This is a genomic window from Arthrobacter sp. SAFR-179, from assembly GCF_059414945.1.
The window spans coordinates 362360-382504 of the sequence record NZ_JBPFDM010000002.1 but is presented as its reverse complement, the minus strand read 5'-3'; the positions used below and the strand labels follow the sequence as shown (position 1 = coordinate 382504).

General features: G+C 65.0%; 19 protein-coding genes and 1 pseudogene. 9 read left to right on the top strand and 11 right to left on the bottom strand.

Annotated elements, in window-relative coordinates:
- The first annotated feature begins 123 nt into the window (after positions 1-123).
- Positions 124-1773, top strand: a complete 1650-nt coding sequence (locus ACR65K_RS06135) for a GAF domain-containing sensor histidine kinase (RefSeq protein WP_440151925.1) — start codon at positions 124-126, stop codon at positions 1771-1773.
- Between the two features lie 25 nt (positions 1774-1798).
- On the opposite strand, the gene ACR65K_RS06130 is transcribed toward ACR65K_RS06135, so the two are convergent.
- Positions 1799-2473: a response regulator gene (locus tag ACR65K_RS06130; RefSeq protein WP_056336447.1), complete on the bottom strand. Its 675-nt coding sequence runs from the start codon at positions 2471-2473 to the stop codon at positions 1799-1801.
- A 275-nt stretch (positions 2474-2748) separates the two neighbouring features.
- On the opposite strand from ACR65K_RS06130, the gene ACR65K_RS06125 reads away from it, so the two are divergent.
- A complete protein-coding gene (locus ACR65K_RS06125; RefSeq protein ID WP_440151782.1) occupies positions 2749-3228 on the top strand; it encodes a universal stress protein in 480 nt (159 codons plus the stop codon).
- A 70-nt stretch (positions 3229-3298) separates the two neighbouring features.
- Here the strand turns inward: ACR65K_RS06125 and ACR65K_RS06120 are convergent, their stop codons facing one another.
- The 10 genes from ACR65K_RS06120 to ACR65K_RS06075 form a co-directional block, all read right to left on the bottom strand.
- Complete coding sequence (locus ACR65K_RS06120; RefSeq protein ID WP_056336454.1) at positions 3299-3823, bottom strand: hemerythrin domain-containing protein; 525 nt, start codon at positions 3821-3823, stop codon at positions 3299-3301.
- On the bottom strand, positions 3820-4137 hold the full coding sequence (locus ACR65K_RS06115) for a DUF3040 domain-containing protein (RefSeq protein WP_440151781.1): 318 nt from the start codon (positions 4135-4137) through the stop codon (positions 3820-3822). The genes ACR65K_RS06120 and ACR65K_RS06115 overlap by 4 nt, the downstream gene beginning before the upstream one ends.
- Before the next feature lie 38 nt (positions 4138-4175).
- Positions 4176-4451 carry an SHOCT domain-containing protein gene (locus ACR65K_RS06110; RefSeq protein WP_056336459.1) on the bottom strand — a complete coding sequence of 92 codons (276 nt, stop codon included), beginning with the start codon at positions 4449-4451 and terminating at the stop codon, positions 4176-4178.
- Positions 4452-4552: 101 nt separating this feature from the next.
- On the bottom strand, positions 4553-7369 hold the full coding sequence (locus ACR65K_RS06105) for an HAD-IC family P-type ATPase (protein ID WP_440151780.1): 2817 nt from the start codon (positions 7367-7369) through the stop codon (positions 4553-4555).
- Between the two features lie 12 nt (positions 7370-7381).
- Positions 7382-8386, bottom strand: a complete 1005-nt coding sequence (locus ACR65K_RS06100) for a polysaccharide deacetylase family protein (protein ID WP_440151778.1) — start codon at positions 8384-8386, stop codon at positions 7382-7384.
- A gap of 43 nt (positions 8387-8429) precedes the next feature.
- Positions 8430-8897, bottom strand: coding sequence for a universal stress protein (locus ACR65K_RS06095; protein WP_440151776.1), 468 nt, complete (start codon positions 8895-8897; stop codon positions 8430-8432).
- Between the two features lie 74 nt (positions 8898-8971).
- Positions 8972-10633: a DUF4389 domain-containing protein gene (locus ACR65K_RS06090; RefSeq protein WP_440151775.1), complete on the bottom strand. Its 1662-nt coding sequence runs from the start codon at positions 10631-10633 to the stop codon at positions 8972-8974.
- Between the two features lie 63 nt (positions 10634-10696).
- Positions 10697-11563 carry a universal stress protein gene (locus ACR65K_RS06085; RefSeq protein ID WP_440151773.1) on the bottom strand — a complete coding sequence of 289 codons (867 nt, stop codon included), beginning with the start codon at positions 11561-11563 and terminating at the stop codon, positions 10697-10699.
- Between the two features lie 543 nt (positions 11564-12106).
- Complete coding sequence (locus ACR65K_RS06080; protein ID WP_440151771.1) at positions 12107-12349, bottom strand: hypothetical protein; 243 nt, start codon at positions 12347-12349, stop codon at positions 12107-12109.
- Between the two features lie 52 nt (positions 12350-12401).
- Positions 12402-13766, bottom strand: a complete 1365-nt coding sequence (locus ACR65K_RS06075; RefSeq protein ID WP_440151768.1) for an IS110 family RNA-guided transposase — start codon at positions 13764-13766, stop codon at positions 12402-12404.
- Positions 13767-14232: 466 nt separating this feature from the next.
- Here ACR65K_RS06075 and ACR65K_RS06070 point away from each other — a divergent pair.
- From ACR65K_RS06070 to ACR65K_RS06040, 7 genes and pseudogenes are all read left to right on the top strand, one after another.
- Positions 14233-14639 (top strand): annotated as a pseudogene (locus ACR65K_RS06070) (IS110 family transposase); the annotation flags it as partial.
- A gap of 15 nt (positions 14640-14654) precedes the next feature.
- Complete coding sequence (locus ACR65K_RS06065) at positions 14655-15479, top strand: transposase (protein ID WP_440151924.1); 825 nt, start codon at positions 14655-14657, stop codon at positions 15477-15479.
- A gap of 33 nt (positions 15480-15512) precedes the next feature.
- The gene (locus ACR65K_RS06060; protein WP_156386206.1) at positions 15513-15959 is read left to right on the top strand and encodes a hypothetical protein; all 447 of its coding nucleotides are present in this window, start codon (positions 15513-15515) and stop codon (positions 15957-15959) included.
- A 714-nt stretch (positions 15960-16673) separates the two neighbouring features.
- Positions 16674-17105 carry a hypothetical protein gene (locus ACR65K_RS06055; RefSeq protein ID WP_056336482.1) on the top strand — a complete coding sequence of 144 codons (432 nt, stop codon included), beginning with the start codon at positions 16674-16676 and terminating at the stop codon, positions 17103-17105.
- A 48-nt stretch (positions 17106-17153) separates the two neighbouring features.
- A complete protein-coding gene (locus tag ACR65K_RS06050) occupies positions 17154-17678 on the top strand; it encodes a mycothiol transferase (protein WP_440151765.1) in 525 nt (174 codons plus the stop codon).
- Positions 17671-18618 carry a ribonuclease Z gene (locus tag ACR65K_RS06045; RefSeq protein WP_440151763.1) on the top strand — a complete coding sequence of 316 codons (948 nt, stop codon included), beginning with the start codon at positions 17671-17673 and terminating at the stop codon, positions 18616-18618. The genes ACR65K_RS06050 and ACR65K_RS06045 overlap by 8 nt, the downstream gene beginning before the upstream one ends.
- Positions 18602-20068: a protein adenylyltransferase SelO gene (locus ACR65K_RS06040; protein ID WP_440151761.1), complete on the top strand. Its 1467-nt coding sequence runs from the start codon at positions 18602-18604 to the stop codon at positions 20066-20068. The genes ACR65K_RS06045 and ACR65K_RS06040 overlap by 17 nt, the downstream gene beginning before the upstream one ends.
- Positions 20069-20145: the final 77 nt, after the last annotated feature.

Genomic DNA, 20145 nt, shown 5'->3' with positions numbered 1-20145 from the left:
GACTTGCGGGCGGGGGCAGGCACTTCCGTTCCGGACACTTGGATCGCGACAAGGACCCGCAGCGCCGCAGGCTCTTGCCGCAGGAGGTGGAACGTGAGCATTGAGGAACCCCGGCGGCCGCCGATGAGGGACAACCTGGAAGATCCGGTGCGGGGCCTTACCGGCCGGGACGAGCTGCTGGATACCGAGGAGCGCATTAATGCCCTCCTGGCCGCAGTGATGGCCCTCGCCGGGGATCTGAGCCTGGAGGCCGTGCTGGACCGCCTCGTCCGGTCTGCCTGCGCGCTGGTTGGCGCAGGCTACGGCGCTTTGGGCGTGATCGGTGAGGACCGGACCCTGAGCCACTTCATCACGGTGGGAATCGACGAAGAAGGGATCCGTTCCATTGGCGACCTGCCCACCGGGCACGGCGTCCTTGGCCTGCTCATCCGCGAGCCACGGCCCCTGAGGCTCCATGACCTTGGCCGGCATCCCATTGCGTCCGGGTTCCCCGCGAACCACCCGCCCATGAAGACCTTCCTGGGGGTCCCGGTCCGTGTCCGCGATGAAGTGTTCGGCAACCTCTACCTGACGGAAAAGCAGGGTGCCGAGGATTTCACCACCGACGATGAGGAACTTGCCGTTGCCCTTGCAGCCGCGGCTGGTGTCGCCATCCAGAACGCCCGCCTTTTTGAAGACAGCAACCGCCGGCAGAAATGGCTGGAGGCAGGGATGGAGCTGAGCAGCCGGCTGATCATGGCGCCCCATCCCGGCAACGCGGACATCCTCGACCTTGTTGCCGACACAGCATTGAAGGTATCGGACTCGGCTCTTGCAGTGGTGGCCGTGCCGGCCAGTGACGGTACGCTTCGCTGCCGTTCATGCCTTGGCGTGCAGGGTCTCCAGGCGGGTCAGGAGTTGATGTCCTCAGGTGCGGTGTCGGGCGTTATTGACGACGGCGGGTCTTTCGTTGCCAGGGACCCGCGGCAGGTGTTCGACGAGGAGGTGGCGGGAAAGCTTGGCTCTGTCCTCGTCTGTTCCTTGGGGCACGCCGGCAGCGGTAACGGCGTCCTCCTGCTGGCCCGCGCCCAGGGAGCGGCGGTCTTCACCCAGGCTGAGGCAGAGTCCAGTGCCATCTTTGGAAGCCGGATCGGCCTGGCCCTGGACCTCGCGCGCGTGAATGCCCTGCGGGAACAGAATCTCCTTATCAGCGACCGGGAAAGGATTGCCCGCGACCTGCACGACCTGGTCATCCAACGCCTGTTCGCTGCCGGCCTGAGCATCCAGAGCCTGCGCCGCTACACAATGGACCCCGTGGCGCATGAACGCATCGCCGCTGTGACCACCGAACTTGACGACACCATCCGCAAGCTGCGGGATACGATCTACTCCCTTCGCACCGCCGACGAGGAACGGGAACCGCTGACGGGCCAGATCCTGCGCGCAGTCCGGGAAAATTCGCGCAGCTATGCCATCACCCCCAAGGTTTCCCTCAACGGAGCGGTGGACTCGATCAGGGACGACGTATCGGTCCATCTGCTGTCCGTGCTCTCGGAGGGCCTCAGCAATGCGCTGCGGCATTCCGGCGCCGAGGACATTGAGGTCCTTGTCGACGTGGGGCAGGACCAGGTCCAGCTCCTCATCAGCGACAACGGCCGGGGCTTCGCTGAGCCGTCCCGCCTCAGCGGCCTGGCGAACATGCGCCATCGCGCCGAATTGTTGAAGGGCAGCTGCATTATCGAGAGTGCGCCAGGCGCCGGAACGTCGGTGACGTGGTCCGCCCGGCTCCCTTGATGCCCCTGCCAGGCGGAACCGGTTGTCAGGCAGTGTCCGATGCGCTTTTGGTGACGTAGACGGCGGCCTGCGTCCGGCGCTCAAAACCCAGTTTGGCCAGGATGGACGACACATAGTTCTTGACCGTCTTTTCGGCCAGGAACAGTTCGTCACCAATCTGTCGGTTGGTCAGCCCCTGGCCGATCAGGGCCAGCACTTTCTTCTCCTGCGCGCTCAGGCCATCCAACCGCGGATCGGTGGGTACCGTGGAAAGGCCTGTGATGACCTGCTGCTCGACTCCCGGTTCAAACAGGGATTCGCCCGCAGCCGCTTTGCGGATCCCCGCCAGGAGGTCATCGCTCCTGATCTGTTTCAGGATGTATCCCGAGGCGCCGGCCAGGACTGCGCCGCGGAGGGCCTGTTCGTCGTCGTAACTGGTAAGGATCAGGCAGCGCAGGCGGGGATCGAGGGAACGCACGTCCCGGCACACCTCGATGCCCGTGCCGTCGGGAAGCCTCCCGTCCAGGATGGCGATGTCCGGGTGGAGGGCCGGAATCCGGCGGGTGGCCTCGGCCGCGGATCCACTCTCGCCCACCACCAGGAACCCTTCGCCCTCCAGCAGGTCCTTCAGTCCCTGCCGGACAAGTTCGTGGTCATCAAGGATGAACACGCGGACCTGCCCGGATGCTCCTGCCGCTTCATCAGACCCAGCTTCATGCATGTGCACAGAACGCTCCCAAAATCTCCAGGACCAAAACCCGCATCCGTGCGGGGCGGCCCCCGGGGAGGGCCTGACCCCATTGTTCCCCAGCGGGCGTCATGCCGGGAAGGGACCTAAGTCCGCCGGTGGGTGGCACTATGGCGGACGCAGCCCCGGTGCTGTTCCCGCCATGACTTTCGGCCCTACCCCGGCACCCGGTTCTGCGCCATTGTGGGACGACGCCCCAGGAGGGAACCTTGGAGGGGAATGTGCCAACAACAGTGAATGGAGCCGGCATGACTGCCCCCGAACCGCACCCCCGGATCATCGTTGCGGTGGACGGATCCGACGCCTCCATCGCCGCCCTCCGGGTAGCCCGCGCCATGGCGGAGCCCCTGTCCGCGACGGTGGAGGCATGGGCCTGCTGGGACGTGCCGGCCGGCTACGGGGTGTATCTCGCGGTAGGGATCGAGGGGTTCAAATATGCGGCCCACCAGGTACTGCAGCAGGCGCTGGCGGACGCGTTCGAGGAGCTGCCACCCTTTGTGCACGCCAAGCTGGTGCGGGGCAAACCAAGCCCGCTGCTGATTGACGCGAGCCGTAACGCCTCCCTGCTGATCGTGGGCAGGCGGGGGCATGGGAGCTTCGTTCTTGGCTCGGTCAGCTCCGCGTGCGTGAGCCATGCCCACTGCCCGGTGCTGGTGGTGCACGCCCCGGAGGAGACGGAGGCGGGCCACCTCGACGGGATGCAGTCGCAGGCATCTGCGGCGCCCTGATCCACACGGCGTGCCATGGCTGACAGACCCGGCACGCCGCCGTCGTACCCGCGCTTTTCTTGGTCCGGTATTAGTGGCTGTGGTGACCCTGCCCGTGATGGTGGGCGGCGCCCTGTCCCACCAGTTCGTGGAGTCCTTCAACGGCGCGGGCGAGTGACAGCTCCGGGGATTCGATAACGAAGGGCATCAAAAGCCGGTTTTCCTTGTCCAGGTGCAGGGCAAAAATCCGCTGGATGGCACCCGCGGCCACTGCGGCAGCTACGCCGTCGGCCGTCCTGAGTTCGTCGACCAGGCCCACGATCACCTGATGCTCGGCCAGCATCCCGTCCACCAGCAGCCTGGCCTCCGGCATGGCGTGTGGCCCGCTGTAGAGGGGTCCCTCCTCTGCCAGGGCGTGCGGCACCAGTTCCCGGTCACACCAGTCCAGCAACGCAGCCTGCGTTTCCTGGCCGGCGGCAGGGTCCCGCGCCTCAACAGCCTCGGTCAGCAGTCCAACCAGCGCGTTCAACTGCCGCAGCATGTCCGCATGGTGGGCTTCGACGGCCTGCAGCGCCCGCGCCTCGGCCATGGCGTCCTTACCTGGTCCAGTGTTCATTCGTTGTTGCCTTCCATTTGGGTGACCTGACGGTTTGTGGTCCGCGACGACCAGCGCAGGTCCTTGACGGCCCAGTACCCGGCACCGTTCATGATGGCGAATCCTGCAATGCCCAGCCAGGGAACCCGGACCACCAGGCCAAGCAGCAGGACGCAGATTCCTGCCGCGACAAGAAGCAGGCCGCGCCTGAACCGGGCCCGAAGGGACAGCGCAAAGGCATCCCGGCCAAGCAGGGCGGCGAAGCCGGGGTCGTCCTCGGCCAGTCCATGGCTGATCTGGTCAAGTTCGCGTTTTTCAAATTCAGAGAGCGGCACAGCTGCACCCACTGTCCATTGCCTGCGGGAGCCGGAACTCAGGTACCCGGCTGGCCGCGCAGGACAGCCAGCCTGTTCTGGTATTCCGCGACGTCGATTTCGCCGCGCGCAAAACGCTCGGCCAGCACGTCCTCTGCCTTTCGGGGCGACGGGGGCTGGGGTGCATTCGGGGAGGGCGCCCGCAGGGAACGGGCCAGCAGGACAATGCCGGTGATGATCGCTCCCCAGACCACCACCATGCTGATGCTCATCAGGACATAGCCCCAAAGGCCCATGCCGTCATTCCAGCCGTACACTTCACGACCTCCGGTCATGTGGAGGCGGACGCCAACCGTCCGCCTTCCACTTTCAGTATCGAATGCTGTGGGTGCCCGGGGCAGAGCCATTAGTCCCGTCCCGCGGCGGGTGGCGGGCATTAGAAACCGCGGCGCCGCAAACGTTTGTCCACCGCGACGACCAGGGATGCAAGCAGCGCCAGGCCAAGGATCCGCAGCCAGGCGTCCCCGCTGATGGGGGCGGTATGGAAGAGTCCGTTCATCAGCGGCGCGTAGGTCAGGGCCGCTTGTCCTGCCGCCTGTACCGCAACGCCCACCAGGAGCCATCGGTTGCTGAACGGGCTGATCCGCCAGGCCGGCCGGGTCAAGGACCGGCAGCTGAAGAGGTAGGCAACCTCCACGGCGACGAACAGGTTGACGGCGGACGTGCGGGCCTGGGCAACGGATGCACCTGCGGCCAATTCGTGTTCGAACAGCCACCAGGCTCCCGCGACCAGCAGCGCCGAAACGAGGAGGATCCGTACGGTAAGGGCCAATGTCAGGAGGGGCCGGTCGGGTGGCCGTGGCGGACGGGACATCAACCCTGGTTCCTTCGGCTCAAAGGCGAGCATCAGTCCAAGCGCCACGGCGGTGGTCATGTTGATCCACAGGATCTGGGTGGGCAGAATGGGCAGCTTTGCCCCCAGCAGGATGGCCACGAGGATTACCAGCCCCTCGGCCATGTTGGTGGGCAGGGTCCACACGATGAATTTGGTGAGGTTGTCGAAGACGTTGCGGCCCTCTTCAACGGCGGCCTCAATGGTGGCAAAGTCGTCGTCGGTCAGGACGATGTCCGATGCCTCCTTGGCCACTTCCGTTCCGGTCCGCCCCATGGCAATGCCCACGTTCGCCTGCCGAAGGGCGGGGGCATCGTTGACGCCGTCGCCGGTCATGGCGGCGACGTGTCCGCGGGACTGGAGGGCCCCGATAAGGCGGAGTTTCTGTTCCGGCGAAACCCGGGCGAAAACTGTTGCCCGTTCCACCGCGCCCGCAAACTGGTCCGCTGGAATGGCGTCCAGCTCGGTGCCCGTCAGGGCCGTCCCGGTGGTATGGTCGGCGGCCAGGCCCACGGCGGCGGCCACGGTGATTGCAGTCCGTACATGGTCTCCGGTGATCATCTTGACCCCCACACCCGCGCGCTGGCAGGCCTTCACGGAAGCTGCGGCCGCTTCCCGCGGCGGGTCGTGCATGGCCTGGAGCCCCGTCAGGGTCATCCGGCCCCGTAATTCGATGGCGTACAGAGGCCCGCTGCCGGCGGGAAGGCGCATCATGGCGGTGGCCAGGACCCGGAGTCCGCTGTCCGCGAGCGCATGCGCGGCACTAAGCGCTGCATGCCTGCGGACGGGTCTGCCGGCGCCGTGCGCGTCCATTTCGGAGGAGCATAGGTCAAGGATGCGTTCCACGGCACCTTTGACGAACACCACGCCGCCGCCTTCCGGGAGCGTGGAAACATGCAGGGTGGCCATGAACTGCCGCTCCGATGTGAACGGCAGTTCCTGCTGCCGTGGATTGGCAGCCAGGAAACCGGCGGCGTCCTTGCCGCCTTTCCCTGCCACCACCAGCATCGCGGCCTCGGTGGGGTCGCCCCGCACCTGCCACGTGGATCCCTCCTTGTGCACCTTGGCGTCGTTGCATGCTGCGCCACCCAGGAGGGACCAGTGCAGCGCTGCATCCCCGCCCGCCGGATGCTCCGGCGTGTCCGTCACCTGCTGCTGAATGCCGCCTGGATTCCGCGTTGCCGACGGGGTGATGTGTCCGGCAGGCCCGTAGCCTGAACCACTGACGTCATAGGTGCCGGAGGGCGTCCAGAGCGCCCGGACCGTCATCTGGTTCTCAGTGAAGGTGCCGGTCTTGTCAGAGCAGATCACCGTGGTGCTGCCCAGCGTTTCCACCACCGGCAGCCGGCGGACCACGGCACGGCGGCGCGCCATCCGGCGGACACCAATGGCAAGCGTCACCGTGACGGCGGCGGGAAGGCCTTCCGGAATGGCTCCCACGGCCAGTGCGACGGCGGCAGTGAACATCTGCCCCGGCGGTTCACCATGCGCCAGGCCGGCGACGAAGGCCACGGCAGCGAGGGCAAGGATGGCGATGGTGAGGGTTGAGCTGAACCGTGCCAGTTTCAGGGTCAGCGGCGTGGCCACCGGCCGGACCGCCCCCATAAGGCGGTGGATCTCGCCAAGCTCGGTTTCGCCGCCGATGGCGACGACGATTCCTGCTCCGGTGCCTGCGGTCACCAGGGTGCCGCTGTAGAGCATGTTCCTCCGGTCTGCCACCGGCGTGACCTGCGGGAGTACTACCTCGTCCTTGGACACCGGGTCCGATTCTCCCGTCAGCGCGGATTCGTCCACCCGCAAGGCGGACAGCCGCACCAGGCGCAGGTCAGCCGGTACCTTGTCCCCGGCCTCCAGCAGCACAAGGTCGCCGGGGACCAGGTCCTCGGAGGGAACCTGCCGCCGTTCGCCGGCGCGCACGACCGCGGCCTGTGTGCGGACCAGCGAGTGCAGTGCGTCCAGGGCGGCTTCTGCCCGGACTTCCTGGATGAAGCCGATCGCCGTGTTGACCAGGACCACCGCGAGGATGACGCCCGCGTCCAGGAATTCGCCTAGGAACACGGTCACGGCTGCGGCGGCCAGCAGGACATAGACCAGGGGGTTATTGAATTGCCGTCCCAGCTTGCGGGCAATGCCCCCGCCTTTGGACCGGGGAAGCTGGTTCGCGCCAAACTGGGCGCGCCGGCGCACTACCTCTTCCTGGCCCAGGCCCCTCGCAGCATCCGTTTCCAGCAACAGGACCACTTCGTGGACGGGGAGCCCATGGTGTGCCGGATCAGGGGCATTGTCCGGCCGGCGCCACGTGGGGGATTCCGGCCGCCGGGAATGCACTTCCCCGCTCCGGGATGGCCTGGTCTTCGCCATGATGCCGGGCTTTCACTGCCCCAGCAGGGCGTCGAGGGTGGCGAAGCCGTACCCTGCGGCTGCTATGCGGTCAATGACTTGGGGGAGGGCGTCGGCGTCGAGGGTGGAGCCGTCATCCGGGTTGGACCCGATGTGCATGAGGACGATCTCACCGGGCTGCAGCCCCGCCTGGACGCGGTCGGCCACCGCCTGGAGGCTGGCACCTCCACTGGTGCCTTTCCAGCCGAGGGTGTCAACGGTCCACCTCACCGCCACGTACCCCAGCGAGTTCACCGCTGCGATGGTTCGGGCGTCCCGTTCGCCGTAGGGAAAGCGGAACAAGGGCCTCGGATCGGCCCCGGCTGCCAGGATTGCCTCCTCGGCGCCCCGCACCTGTTGGATGATCTGCTCGTTGCCCAGTTCGGTAAAGCCGGGATGGGTCATGGAATGGTTTGCCACCCTGTGCCCGGCAGCCACGATCCGTGCCACCGACTGCGGGTTGTTGGCGGCCCAGTTGCCGGTCAGGAAAAAGGTCCCGGCAACGCCTTTGGCGGAGAGCGTGGACAGGATACTGGGCAGTCCCGCAGCGTTGGCGCCGGCATCGAACGTGAGGGCAACCACGCGCCCCGCCCCCGGGATGACGGTCAGGTCCTGCCCCCGGAGGGAGTCCGGGAACGGCGCAGGCCGCGGGGGAGCGGCGGGCTCCTCCGGAGCCTGAGTAGGCTGCGGTCCGGGAACGGGAGGGACCGTGATGGGCGGCTCCACCGGTATCTGGCCGGCTTCCGGCGTCTCCGTTTCCTGTGGCCCCTGCTGGCCGGAAGGGGAAACGGCCGGGACCGGCGGGCTGGACTGGCTCGGAAGGGCGGATGGGCTGGGAGATGCGGAAGACGGTGACGGTGATGCGGACGGCGCAGCCGACGGCGGACCGGCCGTGAGCGCCGGCAGCAACAGGGCCAGGGCGATGGCAAGGACCACCAGGGCGGCGGCGAGCGCTATGGCGAGCGTCCGCCGTCGTGCTTCACTGAGCGGCAATGCCATCACCCGCCCTGGACGTCAGTAGCTTCCGCCGATGCCGGGCTGGTCAGGAACCCTCTGCTGCGTGGGCCCCGCCCTCGGGCGTGTGGACAACCAGCACGGGGCAGTGGGCATGGGCCACGACGGCGGAGCTGACGGAGCCCAGGAGCAGTCCGCCGAACCCGCCGTGCCCGCGGCGTCCCACCACAATCATGTCGGCATCGCGGCTGGCGTCGATCAGTGCCTCGCGGGGATGGCCCCTGACGAGGCTTGCGGTGACATTGGCCGGCAGTTCGGTACCGAAGGCCTGCTCCATTGCCTCGTCCAGGATTTTCTTCGCGCCTTCCTCGAAGCCTTCAATGCCCATCATGACGTAGCCGGAGTACACCTGCGGGTACTCCCAGCAGGCGATGGCCTGGACCTTGGCGCCGAGGGGGGTGGCAAACCGTTGGGCCTGGCGGAGCGCCTCCAGGGATGGCTCCGATCCGTCGACGCCTACCACGATCCTGGCAATTGGTGCCCCGGCAATGCTCATGTCTGCTCCCTCTTCCGACCCTCGCTGTCCCGCCCATCATGCCTGCAGCCCCGCGGCGGGGCTAGGGCCGAAGGTCACGGCGCGCCGGCGGGCGGGCCGCCCGCGGACGGCGGTGCGGCCTGCGGTGCTGCCGCCGGGGGAGTTAACCCTTGGGGCCACTCAGGTTCCGTGGGCCCCTGGTCAAGCCGGAAGGGTGGATATTCATCCCGCATCAGCGCGGTGTACACCAGGACCCGGTAAATCCAGCGGTTCACGCCAAGGATGAAATCAAACAGTGGGCGCTGGTAACGGCCGGTGAACAGCAGGATCACTGCCGCGATCAGGACCAGCAGCCCCAGCAGGGACGGGCCGGCAGTCTGTTCATAGGTTGTGCCGAAGTAATTGTTGTCTGCGCGCCACCGCCACGCGGTGTTGGTGAACGCGGCCACTACGAGCAGGTGCGGGATCGCCAGGAGCCACCATTTCACCAGGACCAGGCCCCGGGACAGCCGCTCCGGGTAGTCCACCTCGAAGTCGGCCGGGTAGTTGGTGCGCTTGAGCGTGAATGGCGGGTAGAGGTCGGTGCCAACGGCGGCGTAGGCGTAGAACGCCACCCGCCAGTTCCAGCGCATGACGCCCACATTAAAGTCGAACAGCGCCCTCGGGTACCGGCCGGTGAACAGGATGGCGAAGCCCGCCACGATGGTGGTGATGACAAACGCGAACCAGAGGAAGAAGAGAAGGATGAAATGGGGGATGGCCAGGAACCACTTGACCAGCCACATCCAGCGGGACAGCGCGGGATCGATGGTGCCGAACAGCCGTGCGGGGTATCCGCGGCGGTCTTCAGCCGCAGTGAACGGTTGCGGCGGGGGTGCCACGCCCGGTGCTGCCTGCGCGGCGTGCACCCCTGGCTGGCCCCAGGCAGCCGGTGCTGCCCCCTGCCCTTCCGGCACCTGTCCTCCTGGTACCTGTCCAGGCGGGTGGCCGCCCGGTACTTGCCCCGGCCCGGCCATCCCGGACGGCGGCATTCCGGACCCCGCCATCCATGTCCCTCCGGCTGGCGGCCCGCCCGTCGGCCGCGCGGCGTGCCGGCCCAGTCCCATGGCGCCGAAGATGATGAGGGGAATTCCAATCACCAGGGCGATGAGCCCGCCCACCAGCAGGCCGGTGGCTGCCGGCCGGATCAGGTCCGAGCGGAATCCGGCCTGCGCCTGGACATCGATGCCGGAGGAGGCATCGGCATTCATCACCACCACTTCCCACGTGCCCGGGGTGATGTTCCAGGTCAGCTCCTGCTCTCCTGGGCCTGCGACGGATGCGGTCCAAATGCGCTGGTCGGCCGGTGGTGATGCGGGGTTTCCACCCGGAACGTCGCGGTATTCTGCCCGGAAGGGCCGCTGGCGGATGTTGAGCAGCTCCGAGTGGTGCACGCCTGACAGGTACTGTTCGACGTCGGCCTGCGGGCCGATCCCGATGAACACCGGTTTGTCTGGGCTCACTGAATTAACCCGCAGGCGCAGGGTGCCGATGTCGAAGGGAAGCCTGCCGGGAACATCCTCGCCAATGGCATCTGCCCGTGGAGATGTAAGGGCAAAGGAATTGACGGAAAAACGGGATGTGCCGGAGGTCAGGAAGCCGTCTCCCTGAACGGATCCCACCGCCGAGGCCACGGCTCCTCCCGCCAGCGCAGCCAGCCCCGGAAGGGTGATCAGGATCCCGAGGACCAGCATGATGATGGCGGCGGGCTTTTTCATGGCATGGATCTTTCCGCTGGGGGATGCATGAAACGGGGAGAAGGACCGGCAGGCGGTCCCGGCCTAGATGGTGCCGCGTACGGCGTCAGTCCGCGTGATGATCGTGGGGCACGGGAGGTGCTTCAGCACCCCGTGTGCGGTCGAACCAAGCAGCAGGCGTTTGAAGGCGCCCCTGCCGCGGCTGCCCACCACCAGCAGCCGTGCTCCGGCCGCGGCCTCCACAAGGGCGTCCACCGCACCCTTGTCGCTGTCGAGCCGCTGGTGCACGGTCAGGTCCGGGTAGTCTTCCTTGAGCCCGGCAACAGTTTCAGAAAGCACAACCCGTTCCTCGTCCACGATGAGGTCCGCGAGCGCACCCGGCGTCAGGCCGGCGTCGATGACGGGATCGGGCGCATTGACGGCGTAGACGACGGTAAGTTCGTCTCCGCCGCGGTCCGCTTCGGCGGCGGCGAAGGCGACGGCCTGTGTTGCCTCGGCGGATCCGTCAACACCGACCACCACACCGGACCGGCCTTCCAGGTCCTGGGTCCCAACGACGGCGACCGGGACCTTGGCGGCGGTGGCCACCTGGAGTGCACGGTCTGCGAGGGCGCCGCCGAGGTGGCCGCTGCCGGAGCCGATGACCATCATCGAGGTCTTCTTCGAATACTTGGCCAGCTGCCCGCCCACGCTTCCGGTGAGCAGTACCGTGTCCGGGGTAACGGACACGCTTCCTTCGAGCCGGCCGGCGGCGGTCTTGAGCAGTTCCTCACCGGCCTGCTGGAGTGTGCCGAACCAGGGGTAGGGTTCGGCAACCCACCGGTCGTCGACGACGTGGACGACCACCAGCGGCAGGCCTGCCTGGTGGGCACGCCGCGCTGCCCAGAGGACCGCAGCCTGGCTTTGCGCTGAATCGTTGGTGCCCACGGCGATGGGTTTCTGGGATGTCATGGCTGCACTTCCTGCTCATCGTGACTGGTCTTCCTGCTGTTCCAGAGTGGCCCGGCCGCCACGGGCACTCTAGGGCCAAAAGTCACGGAAGCGCTGTTCAGCGCACCCTGCTGCCCCGCCAACCCCATCGATTGCTCCGTACGTGATGCTCCTATAGCCGTCAAATCCACATCTTTGGGGGTCAGAGGAAGTTCCAAAGCTATCTGCTAGAACGCATACAGCTGCTCGGCGAGGATTCCCGCAGGGGTCGTGGTGCGACCTCTACTGCGTGAGGGCTAGTACTAGCGCGAACCCGCCGATGAGGAGAACTGCGCACCCGAGGAACGTCACGAACTTTGCTCCTGGAACGGTGGCAGTCTCCCCTGAAGGCGAATTGCCCTGGCTGCGGGATCGGTGAGCGGCAGCGGCAAACCGGGTTTTGACGATGTCATGTGCCTTGGATCGAAAAGACAGGATCAGAATTCCAAGCACGAGGAAAAGAATCCCGAGAACCATTGCTGCAATGTTAAAGGCGGCCAATGTTGCTCCTTTGCTATGGAGTAGTCACCAGTTCAGATCGAGAAGTGACAGGACGACACCGATCAGTCCGACGACGACAATTCCGGCGCCAGTCATCCCCATTCGCCCGGACGTCGACGCTTTGGATGTTCTGTCCCCGATCTTGCCAAAGACTGCCCGTTGGGCATCTGCGTTCGTATCCGCCAATCGAGCCCGGTATACCAAGACGATGATGCCGATTACGACGCAGACGATACCGCCGATGAACGCTGGCCAGAATATAGTCATCGGCCGCTCCTTCCCCCAAAGTGGTCCATAAGTTGGAGCACAGTTGAACGGATCATATCCTTCCCGGGGAGACAGAACGGGAGCAGGCAACCAGATCTTCATCCGATCTTGATCCTTGACGGCTGTGGGGCGCTGCGGCAAATCTATCGTTTTGCTGCAGCCGCAGACCCAGCGTCTGACCGGTTGGTGAGGTGTTCCTGCCATCCTCACGGTTCTCGTTCAGCCATTTCCTGTACTGATCGGCAAGAATGTCGTTGCGGAGAAGACCCCGTTCCAGACGCGAAATGATGGAAACCCATTGGCCAAGTTCGCCGGCTACGGTCGTGATGGTGAGCCCGAGTTCGGTCCGCATGCGGCGGAGGTCCGAGATGTCAGGCGCCGGCCGGGGGTTGGTGATCTGGCGGTAGATTTCCCGGGCTGCGTAGCGTTTGAGGCAGCGCATGATTTCGCGTTTGCTCTTGCCCTCGGTCGTGCGTTTGGCCACGTACTCCTTGGTCCGTTGACACGAGCCCATGCGCACCAGGACTACCTGATGCAAGGCGTTATTGGCGCTGCGGTCGCCGCCTCTACTGAGCCGGTGGCGGGTTGTCTTGCCGGATGAGGCTGGTACCGGAGCGACCCCAGCAAGCGAAGCGAACTGGGCTTCGTTCCCCAGACGGTCCGGGTTATCCCCGAAGGTGATCAACAGCTGGCTGGCTACTTCGGTCCCGACTCCTGGGAGATCGCAGAGCATCGGAGCGTAGCTGTCGAGGACTTCCTTGAGCGCTGCGTCAGCAGCCTCAATTTCTACTCCCAGTGCTTGGCAGCGTGCTGCCAACGCCTTGAGCGTTACAAGAGTCACGTATTCGGGATCGGCCAAGTGGCCTGTAGGTCTCGTGCGCTGCAGGGCAGGAATCAGCGCGGAGGTGGCCAGCGCCCGGTATTTCGCCCGGATCTTGTCCGGGGCAGAAACGAGGAGCGCCTTGATCTGGTTGATCGCCGCTGTCCGGGCCTTGATTGCTGATCCGCGCCCGGAACGTAGGATCCGCAGGCATTCAACGGGGCCGTCTTTGGCCTTCGGGATCGCCTTCGTCCGTCCCTCGAGTACCGATTTGGCCGCCTGGTAGGCGTCCAGCGGGTCGGATTTCCCCTTGAGCCGGCGGGCGGCCCGGTTCGGGCGGTTTACCTCTAGCACCGTTAGCCCTTCACCTCGGAGGGTTCTGGCGAGCTCGGCGCCGTAGGAGCCTGTTCCTTCGACCCCGACGGCGGTGACTGTGCCGTAGGAGGTGATGAAGTCGATGATTTTCCGGTATCCGGATCCTACGGCCAAAAATTCCTTGTCCGCGAGGGGTTTGCCGTGTTCGTTGATGACGGCTACGTGGTGTGTGTCGGCGTGGGTGTCGATACCCGCGATGACTTTTGTTGGTTCGCTTGCCAAGATGGAAATGCCCCTCAGTCGCGTCGAATGCTGATTGATCGGGCGCGGGCCAGGTGGGCAGACAAAACGGTAATGGGACTGGTCGTATCAGGCTCCTATGAGGTCATGTCCGCCTGGCTCGACACCCCTTTTAAACGACCTTGAGCCGGCGGACAGATCGTCGGGAAGACAGTGCCGCCTGGTACGTCAATTTTTGGCTGGGTCACGCCGGCTCAAGGACTGTTCCAGTATTACCGTCGTTTTGAGGCCTGAAAACGACGGTAATGATGGTATTAGTCCTGAACCGGCGTGACCCATCGTGCACCTGACGCGCTTTTGCGCTGTCCTTCACATGTCTTGTCCGCCGGTTCACGACCTTTCGCGTGGGCTGGGCGGTCATGACTTGATAGGAGCTTGACCATGATCCCCTTACCGTGTTGTCTGCCCACCCAGACCACGTGATACTCACTTCGTCAGGAAAGGCGCCATGCCGGAAAAGGAAGAAGTGCGTGTCATTGTTGGTGTGGATACTCATGCGGACACCCACCACGTTGCAATAATCACCGAGCACGGGCGCCCCCTCGTCGACGGTCAGTTTCAGGCAACGGGCCATGGCTATCGCAGTATCATCGACTTCGCCCGCTCTCACGGCGAGATTATTGCGGTGGGCGTTAAGTGCACGGGCAGCTACGGGGCAGCGCTGACGAAAGTATTGCGTACAGATGGAATTGCCGTCGTAGAAGTCAATCGCCCAACCGCCAGCAACGTCGGCGCCGCGGCAAGTCCGATCCCTTGGATGCCTATGCGGCGGCCGAAGCCGTCCTGGCAGAACGCTGCACAGCTGTCCCAAAGGACAAGGACGGCCCTGTGGAGTGTCTGCGCGTGCTGCGGGCCTCACGCACCTCGGCCATGAAGGCGAGAACTGCCGCCATTAATCAGATCAAGGACCTGCTGATCTCAGCACCGGAAACGATCAGGGCAAAATTTCGGGGCATCGTGACTTCGGCCATGATCGCCACGTTGGCACGCGCGAAGCCAGCTGGCCACCTCGCTGACCCTTCGCACGTGACTGCTTGGACTCTAAAGAAACTGGCCAGGAGGTACCAGTCTCTTACCGATGAGATAGCTGAAGCCGATGCAGCATTGAAAGAGATTCTGGATGCCTACGCGCCACTACTCTGCGACCTCCCAGGAGTCGGTGTCGAGGTTGCCAGCCAGCTGTTGGTAACGGTGGGCGACAACTCGGAACGAGTGGGCAGTGAAGCCCAGTTCGCCGCCCTGGTGGGAGTCGCACCAGTTCCTGCTTCATCGGGCAAAACAAACCGCCACAGACTCAGCCGCGGTGGCGACCGGGATGCCAATAAGGCTCTCCATCATGTGGTGCTCGTGCGGATGGGATCAGATGCCAGAACAAAGGAGTACGTGGCCAGACGAACTTTGGAAGGTAAGGGTAAACGCGAAATCATGCGCTGCCTCAAGCGCTACGTCGCCCGTGAAATATACCGGCAGATCATGAATCCAACCGCAGCTCCGTCAATAGACGACCTGCGGCCGCTACGGATCCGCCTCGGACTGACGCTTCAGGGCGCAGCTCAGGGCCTTAACCAATGGCCGTCATACCTTTCACGGCTGGAACGGGGCCTCACGAGAAACGACCAACTCGTCACCGCGTACCGGCATTGGCTCGACCAACAAGTCTCAACGGTAAGCAGCACCCCGGGTTTGTCAGCCTGACCAGATTCCTCGTTCATCGTCTACGCTCAGGGCATGGGCGGACGCAACGAACGACCGTTGAGTGCCGGCTCGAAGGGCAGTAAGCCGCCCTTCGAGGTCTATTTCGCTGTTTGGGCGCTGATGCTGGCCGTCGCCGGGGTTGACGTTCTGGGCGTCTTGGCCATTTTGGCCATGGTGCGAGAACAAGGACCCGCGTGGGTTCCGTGGTTTGCCGGCTTCATTCTGCTGCTGCTGTCGGTCATTGCGGTCAGCTACATTCAGACACTCAAAGACGGCGATCGAGGCATGCGCGATTACGTGAGTTACAGCGTGCTGATATGTGGGTTTGGCTTCTCTTGGCCGCCTTCTTGGAGATGGTTGCTCTTCCTTGTCCCGGTTATTCTCATAGTCCCGTTATGGTTGCCACGATCTCGACGCTTTTTTGACGAAGCCGAGGGCAACTCATCCTCGACGGACACAGCGCCTGGTCCGACCCTGTGAAGCCGTCGACGGAAGGTGGGAAGACGACGGCCGCGATATATGGAGGTAGTGACGTGTACTTGCCGGGAGCGGTTCTCGCGCTATTTGGGGCGCTATTCATGATCATGGGGATCGGGGTAGCGGCCTTCCGGCTTCCTATCTCGAGGGGGCACCAGAGGTGGATGGAGATGTTTGCTGGCCGCCGGGGCCGTGACGCTGCCGACGCAATGACGCCCGGCACATGGCTAAGCATTGGAGTGATCAACGCACTCATAGGTGCCGGCCTTATGTTTGCCGGATTCAATCTAATGCTTCGGCACTGACGCTCTACGCGGCGGAGTCACAACCAGACGTCACAGGGATAGGTTGGCATCGCTTGTCCTTCCCCAGGTCGCAGTTCATCGCAACCCTAAAGCTGTCCACAATTGGGGGCAATTTGGGTTATCCACGGCTGGTCCTTTTGGGAGCCGTTGGGTAGCTCCCTCGGCCGCAGTAGCGGTGGATAACCCAATGGAAATTGTCCCCGGTTGTGGACAGCGGCAACACAGCAGCCACGGCTACGGGATAGCGCCCCGCACCTAACGTTTGACAGCTATAGGAGCGTCACCTATGGAGCAATCGATGGATGATCCAGGGGGCTGGGCGAGGTGCCCGGGAGCGTCGACGGTTCACAGGCGGCACAGTTCCTCAGTATGCTTACTATTGTCCGCCGGACTTAAAGAGAAAGGCATCATCATGACTGAACAGAACCTCCCCGACGATGAGCTGGAAGTCGTGCAGGAAGACGACATACTTCTCGACGAAACTCCGGGCGCGGCGTCGTCACTGGAGCTCGACCCTGTCATGGGGGAACCGGACAGCTACCCGGGGGCAGCCGAAAACAACCCGGACCGCTGGCAGGAAGACCCATTGCTGCAGGACGAGGCAGTCTCGGGCGAAGAACAGGACTTCCTGAGCGACCAGACGCTGCGCGACGAAAGCGCCCAGGCGCGGTACCGGGCCGGTGACGAGCAGGTGCCGCCGGACACCCCCACGCTGGGCGAAGCAGCAGCCGACGTCGATTTCGGCGAAAACCCCACAGGGCTGGAAGCTGACGCCAGTGACGACGAGGAGAACTTCGGCGGCTCACCCCTGAGCGAGTTTGAGCCCGACGACCTGGAACGCTGACAGGCCGGGAGGCGGAACCGCCAGGCGCGGCCGCCGGGGAGGGGAACCATGGAATCCAAGGAACTGCTGCTGGAGGCCTTTGACCGTCTCCCGGGCCTGGTAAGGCAGGTGCTGGACGGGTTGGATGAAGGGCAGCTGCAGCGCCGTCCCGCAGGTAACGGCAATTCCATCGCCTGGCTGGTCTGGCACATGGGCCGGGTGGAAGATGCCCAGGTTGCTGCCGCGTCGGGGCTGGAACAAATCTGGACGGCGGAGCGATTCGTTGCCCGCTTTGGGCTCCCGCTGGCGGACAGTGACACCGGCTACGGCCATTCCAGCAAGCAGGTAGACGCCGTCCGCGCATCCCGGGTACTCCTGCAGGAGTACTACGACGCCGTCCACCGGCAGACGGCAAAGGTCCTGGAAGGAATCAATGATTCCGCCCTGGACCGTGTGGTTGACCGGCATTGGGACCCGCCCGTCACCCTCGGCGTGCGGCTGGTCAGCATCCTGGGGGACTGCCTCCAGCACGCCGGCCAGGCCGCCTACGCCAAGGGGTTGCACAGAACATCGGCGGACACCAACAGTGCGTGAACTCGTTGTGCTGGGCACCGCATCCCAGGTTCCCACCCGAACCAGGAACCACAACGGCTACCTGCTGCGCTGGGACGGCGAAGGGCTGCTTTTCGACCCCGGCGAGGGCACCCAGCGCCAAATGATCCTTGCCGGAGCAGCGGCAAGCAGCATCACCAGGATTTGCCTCACGCACGTGCACGGGGACCATTGCTATGGCCTGCCCGGAGTCCTTTCCAGGATGGTTCTGGACGGAGTGGGGCACCCCGTCCACCTGCATTATCCGGCGTCCGGCGACGATGTGGTCCGGGCCCTGGTGGCCGTCAGCTCTCCCGGCATCGACCTGCGGCTGCACCCGCATTCCGGCGCCGGGCCCGTGGCCGAAGGCCTCGAGGTCCGGCCCCTGAACCACCGCATCGAGACGTACGGTTACCTGCTCACAGAGCCCGACGGCCGCACCCTCCTGCCGGAACGGCTCCGGGCGGCGGGCGTCGAAGGGCCCGACGTCCGCCGGCTGCAGCGGGAAGGGGTCGTCGGGACAGCCCGCCTGGAGGACATGAGCATTCCCAGGCCGGGCCAGCGGTTTGCCTTCATCATGGACACCGCACCATGCGCCGGTGCCGAAGAGTTGGCAGCAGGCACCGACCTGCTGGTCACGGAGTCCACGTTCAGCGACGACGACGCCGGCCTAGCCGGGCAATACCTGCACCTGACCGCCGGGCAGGCCGGTGAACTGGCGGCGTCGGGGAAGGCCCGGACGCTGGTGCTCACACATTTTTCCGCACGGTACGGAAACGACGTCTCCCATCTCGCGGAGCAGGCAAGGGCCCGGGCTCCGGAATCCACGGTCATTGCCGCTGAAGACCTGCAGCGCATTGCCGTTCCCCGTCGGCGGCAACCGATGCGGGAAGCGGCAGGCGAAACTACGGCGATAGGGTTAAACCATGACGGCAGCAGCTGAATCCACGGTCACTTTTGACGGCCGCTTCGCCCGGGAACTGGCAGAACTCGCCGTTCCCTGGCAGGCCGAGGAAGCACCGGGTCCTGAGCTCCTGGTCCTGAACGACAAGCTCGCCCGGGACCTGGGCCTCGATCCGCAGTACCTCCGCAGTCGCGAAGGGGTCCGGCTGCTGGTGGGCAATCACGTTCCCGCCGGCGCCACCCCGGTGGCGCAGGCATATGCGGGGCACCAGTTCGGCGGTTACTCATCCTTGCTGGGTGACGGACGTGCGCTGCTGCTGGGGGAGGTCACGGACCAAAGCGGCCGCCTCCTGGACATCCATCTCAAAGGCTCGGGGCGCACGCCTTTCGCCCGCGCCGGGGACGGCCGTGCCGTCGTCGGCCCCATGCTCCGTGAGTATGTGGTCAGTGAGGCCATGCACGCCCTGCACATACCCACCACCCGCTCGCTCGCCGTCGTGGCAACCGGGCGGCAGGTCCGCCGGGACGGCATGCTGCCCGGTGCCGTCCTGGCACGCGTGGCAAGCAGCCACCTGCGCGTTGGCAGCTTCCAGTACGCGCGGGCCACCGAAAACCTGGACCTCCTGAGGCGGCTGGCGGACCATGCCATCAGCAGGCACTATCCGCACGCCGCTGAAGCCAAAAACCCCTACCTGGCATTGTTCGGTTCCGTCGTCTCCGCCCAGGCGGAGCTGGTGGCCAGGTGGATGCTGGTGGGATTCGTGCATGGTGTCATGAATACGGACAACATGACCATCTCAGGGGAAACCATCGACTACGGCCCGTGCGCGTTCATGGATGCATTCAATCCCGCCGCCGTCTACAGTTCCATCGACGTCAGTGGACGCTATGCCTATGCCAACCAGCCGGTGCTTGCCGAATGGAACCTTGCCCGGCTTGCCGAGGCGATGCTGCCGCTCATCGACCAGGACCAGGAAAAGGCGGTTGCCCCGGCCGTGGAGGTGCTTGGCGGGTTCCGCGGACAGTACAGCAAGTCGTGGTCCGGCGGCATGAAACGCAAGCTGGGCCTGGGAGGCGGCGGGGAGAGCGCTGATGACGCCTCAGCCCTGGTGGACGATGCAATCGCCATCCTGAAGGACGGCCCGGTGGACTACACCCTCTTCTTCCGCAACCTGGGCAAGGCCGCCCGGGGCGACCTCCGTCCCGTTCGCGGGATGGTCCTTGACCTGGCCGCGTTCGACGCCTGGGCGGAGCGGTGGCAGGCCATGAAACCGGACGCGGACCTGATGGACAGCGTGAACCCTGTGTACATTCCCCGGAACCACCTGGTGGAGGAAGCTCTGTCAGCTGCCACCGAAGGAAACCTCGCACCCCTGCAGCAACTGCTCGAGGCCATCGGTGCACCCTTTACCGAACGTCCGGGACTGGAACGCTACGCCGAGGGTGCCCCTGAAGACTTCGGCAACTACATGACCTTCTGCGGGACCTGACGGCTCGCGCCAGGGGAAAACGACAGGAGGGCGGCGGCCGGGAATACCCGGCTGCCGCCCTCCTGTTTTGCGTCGGC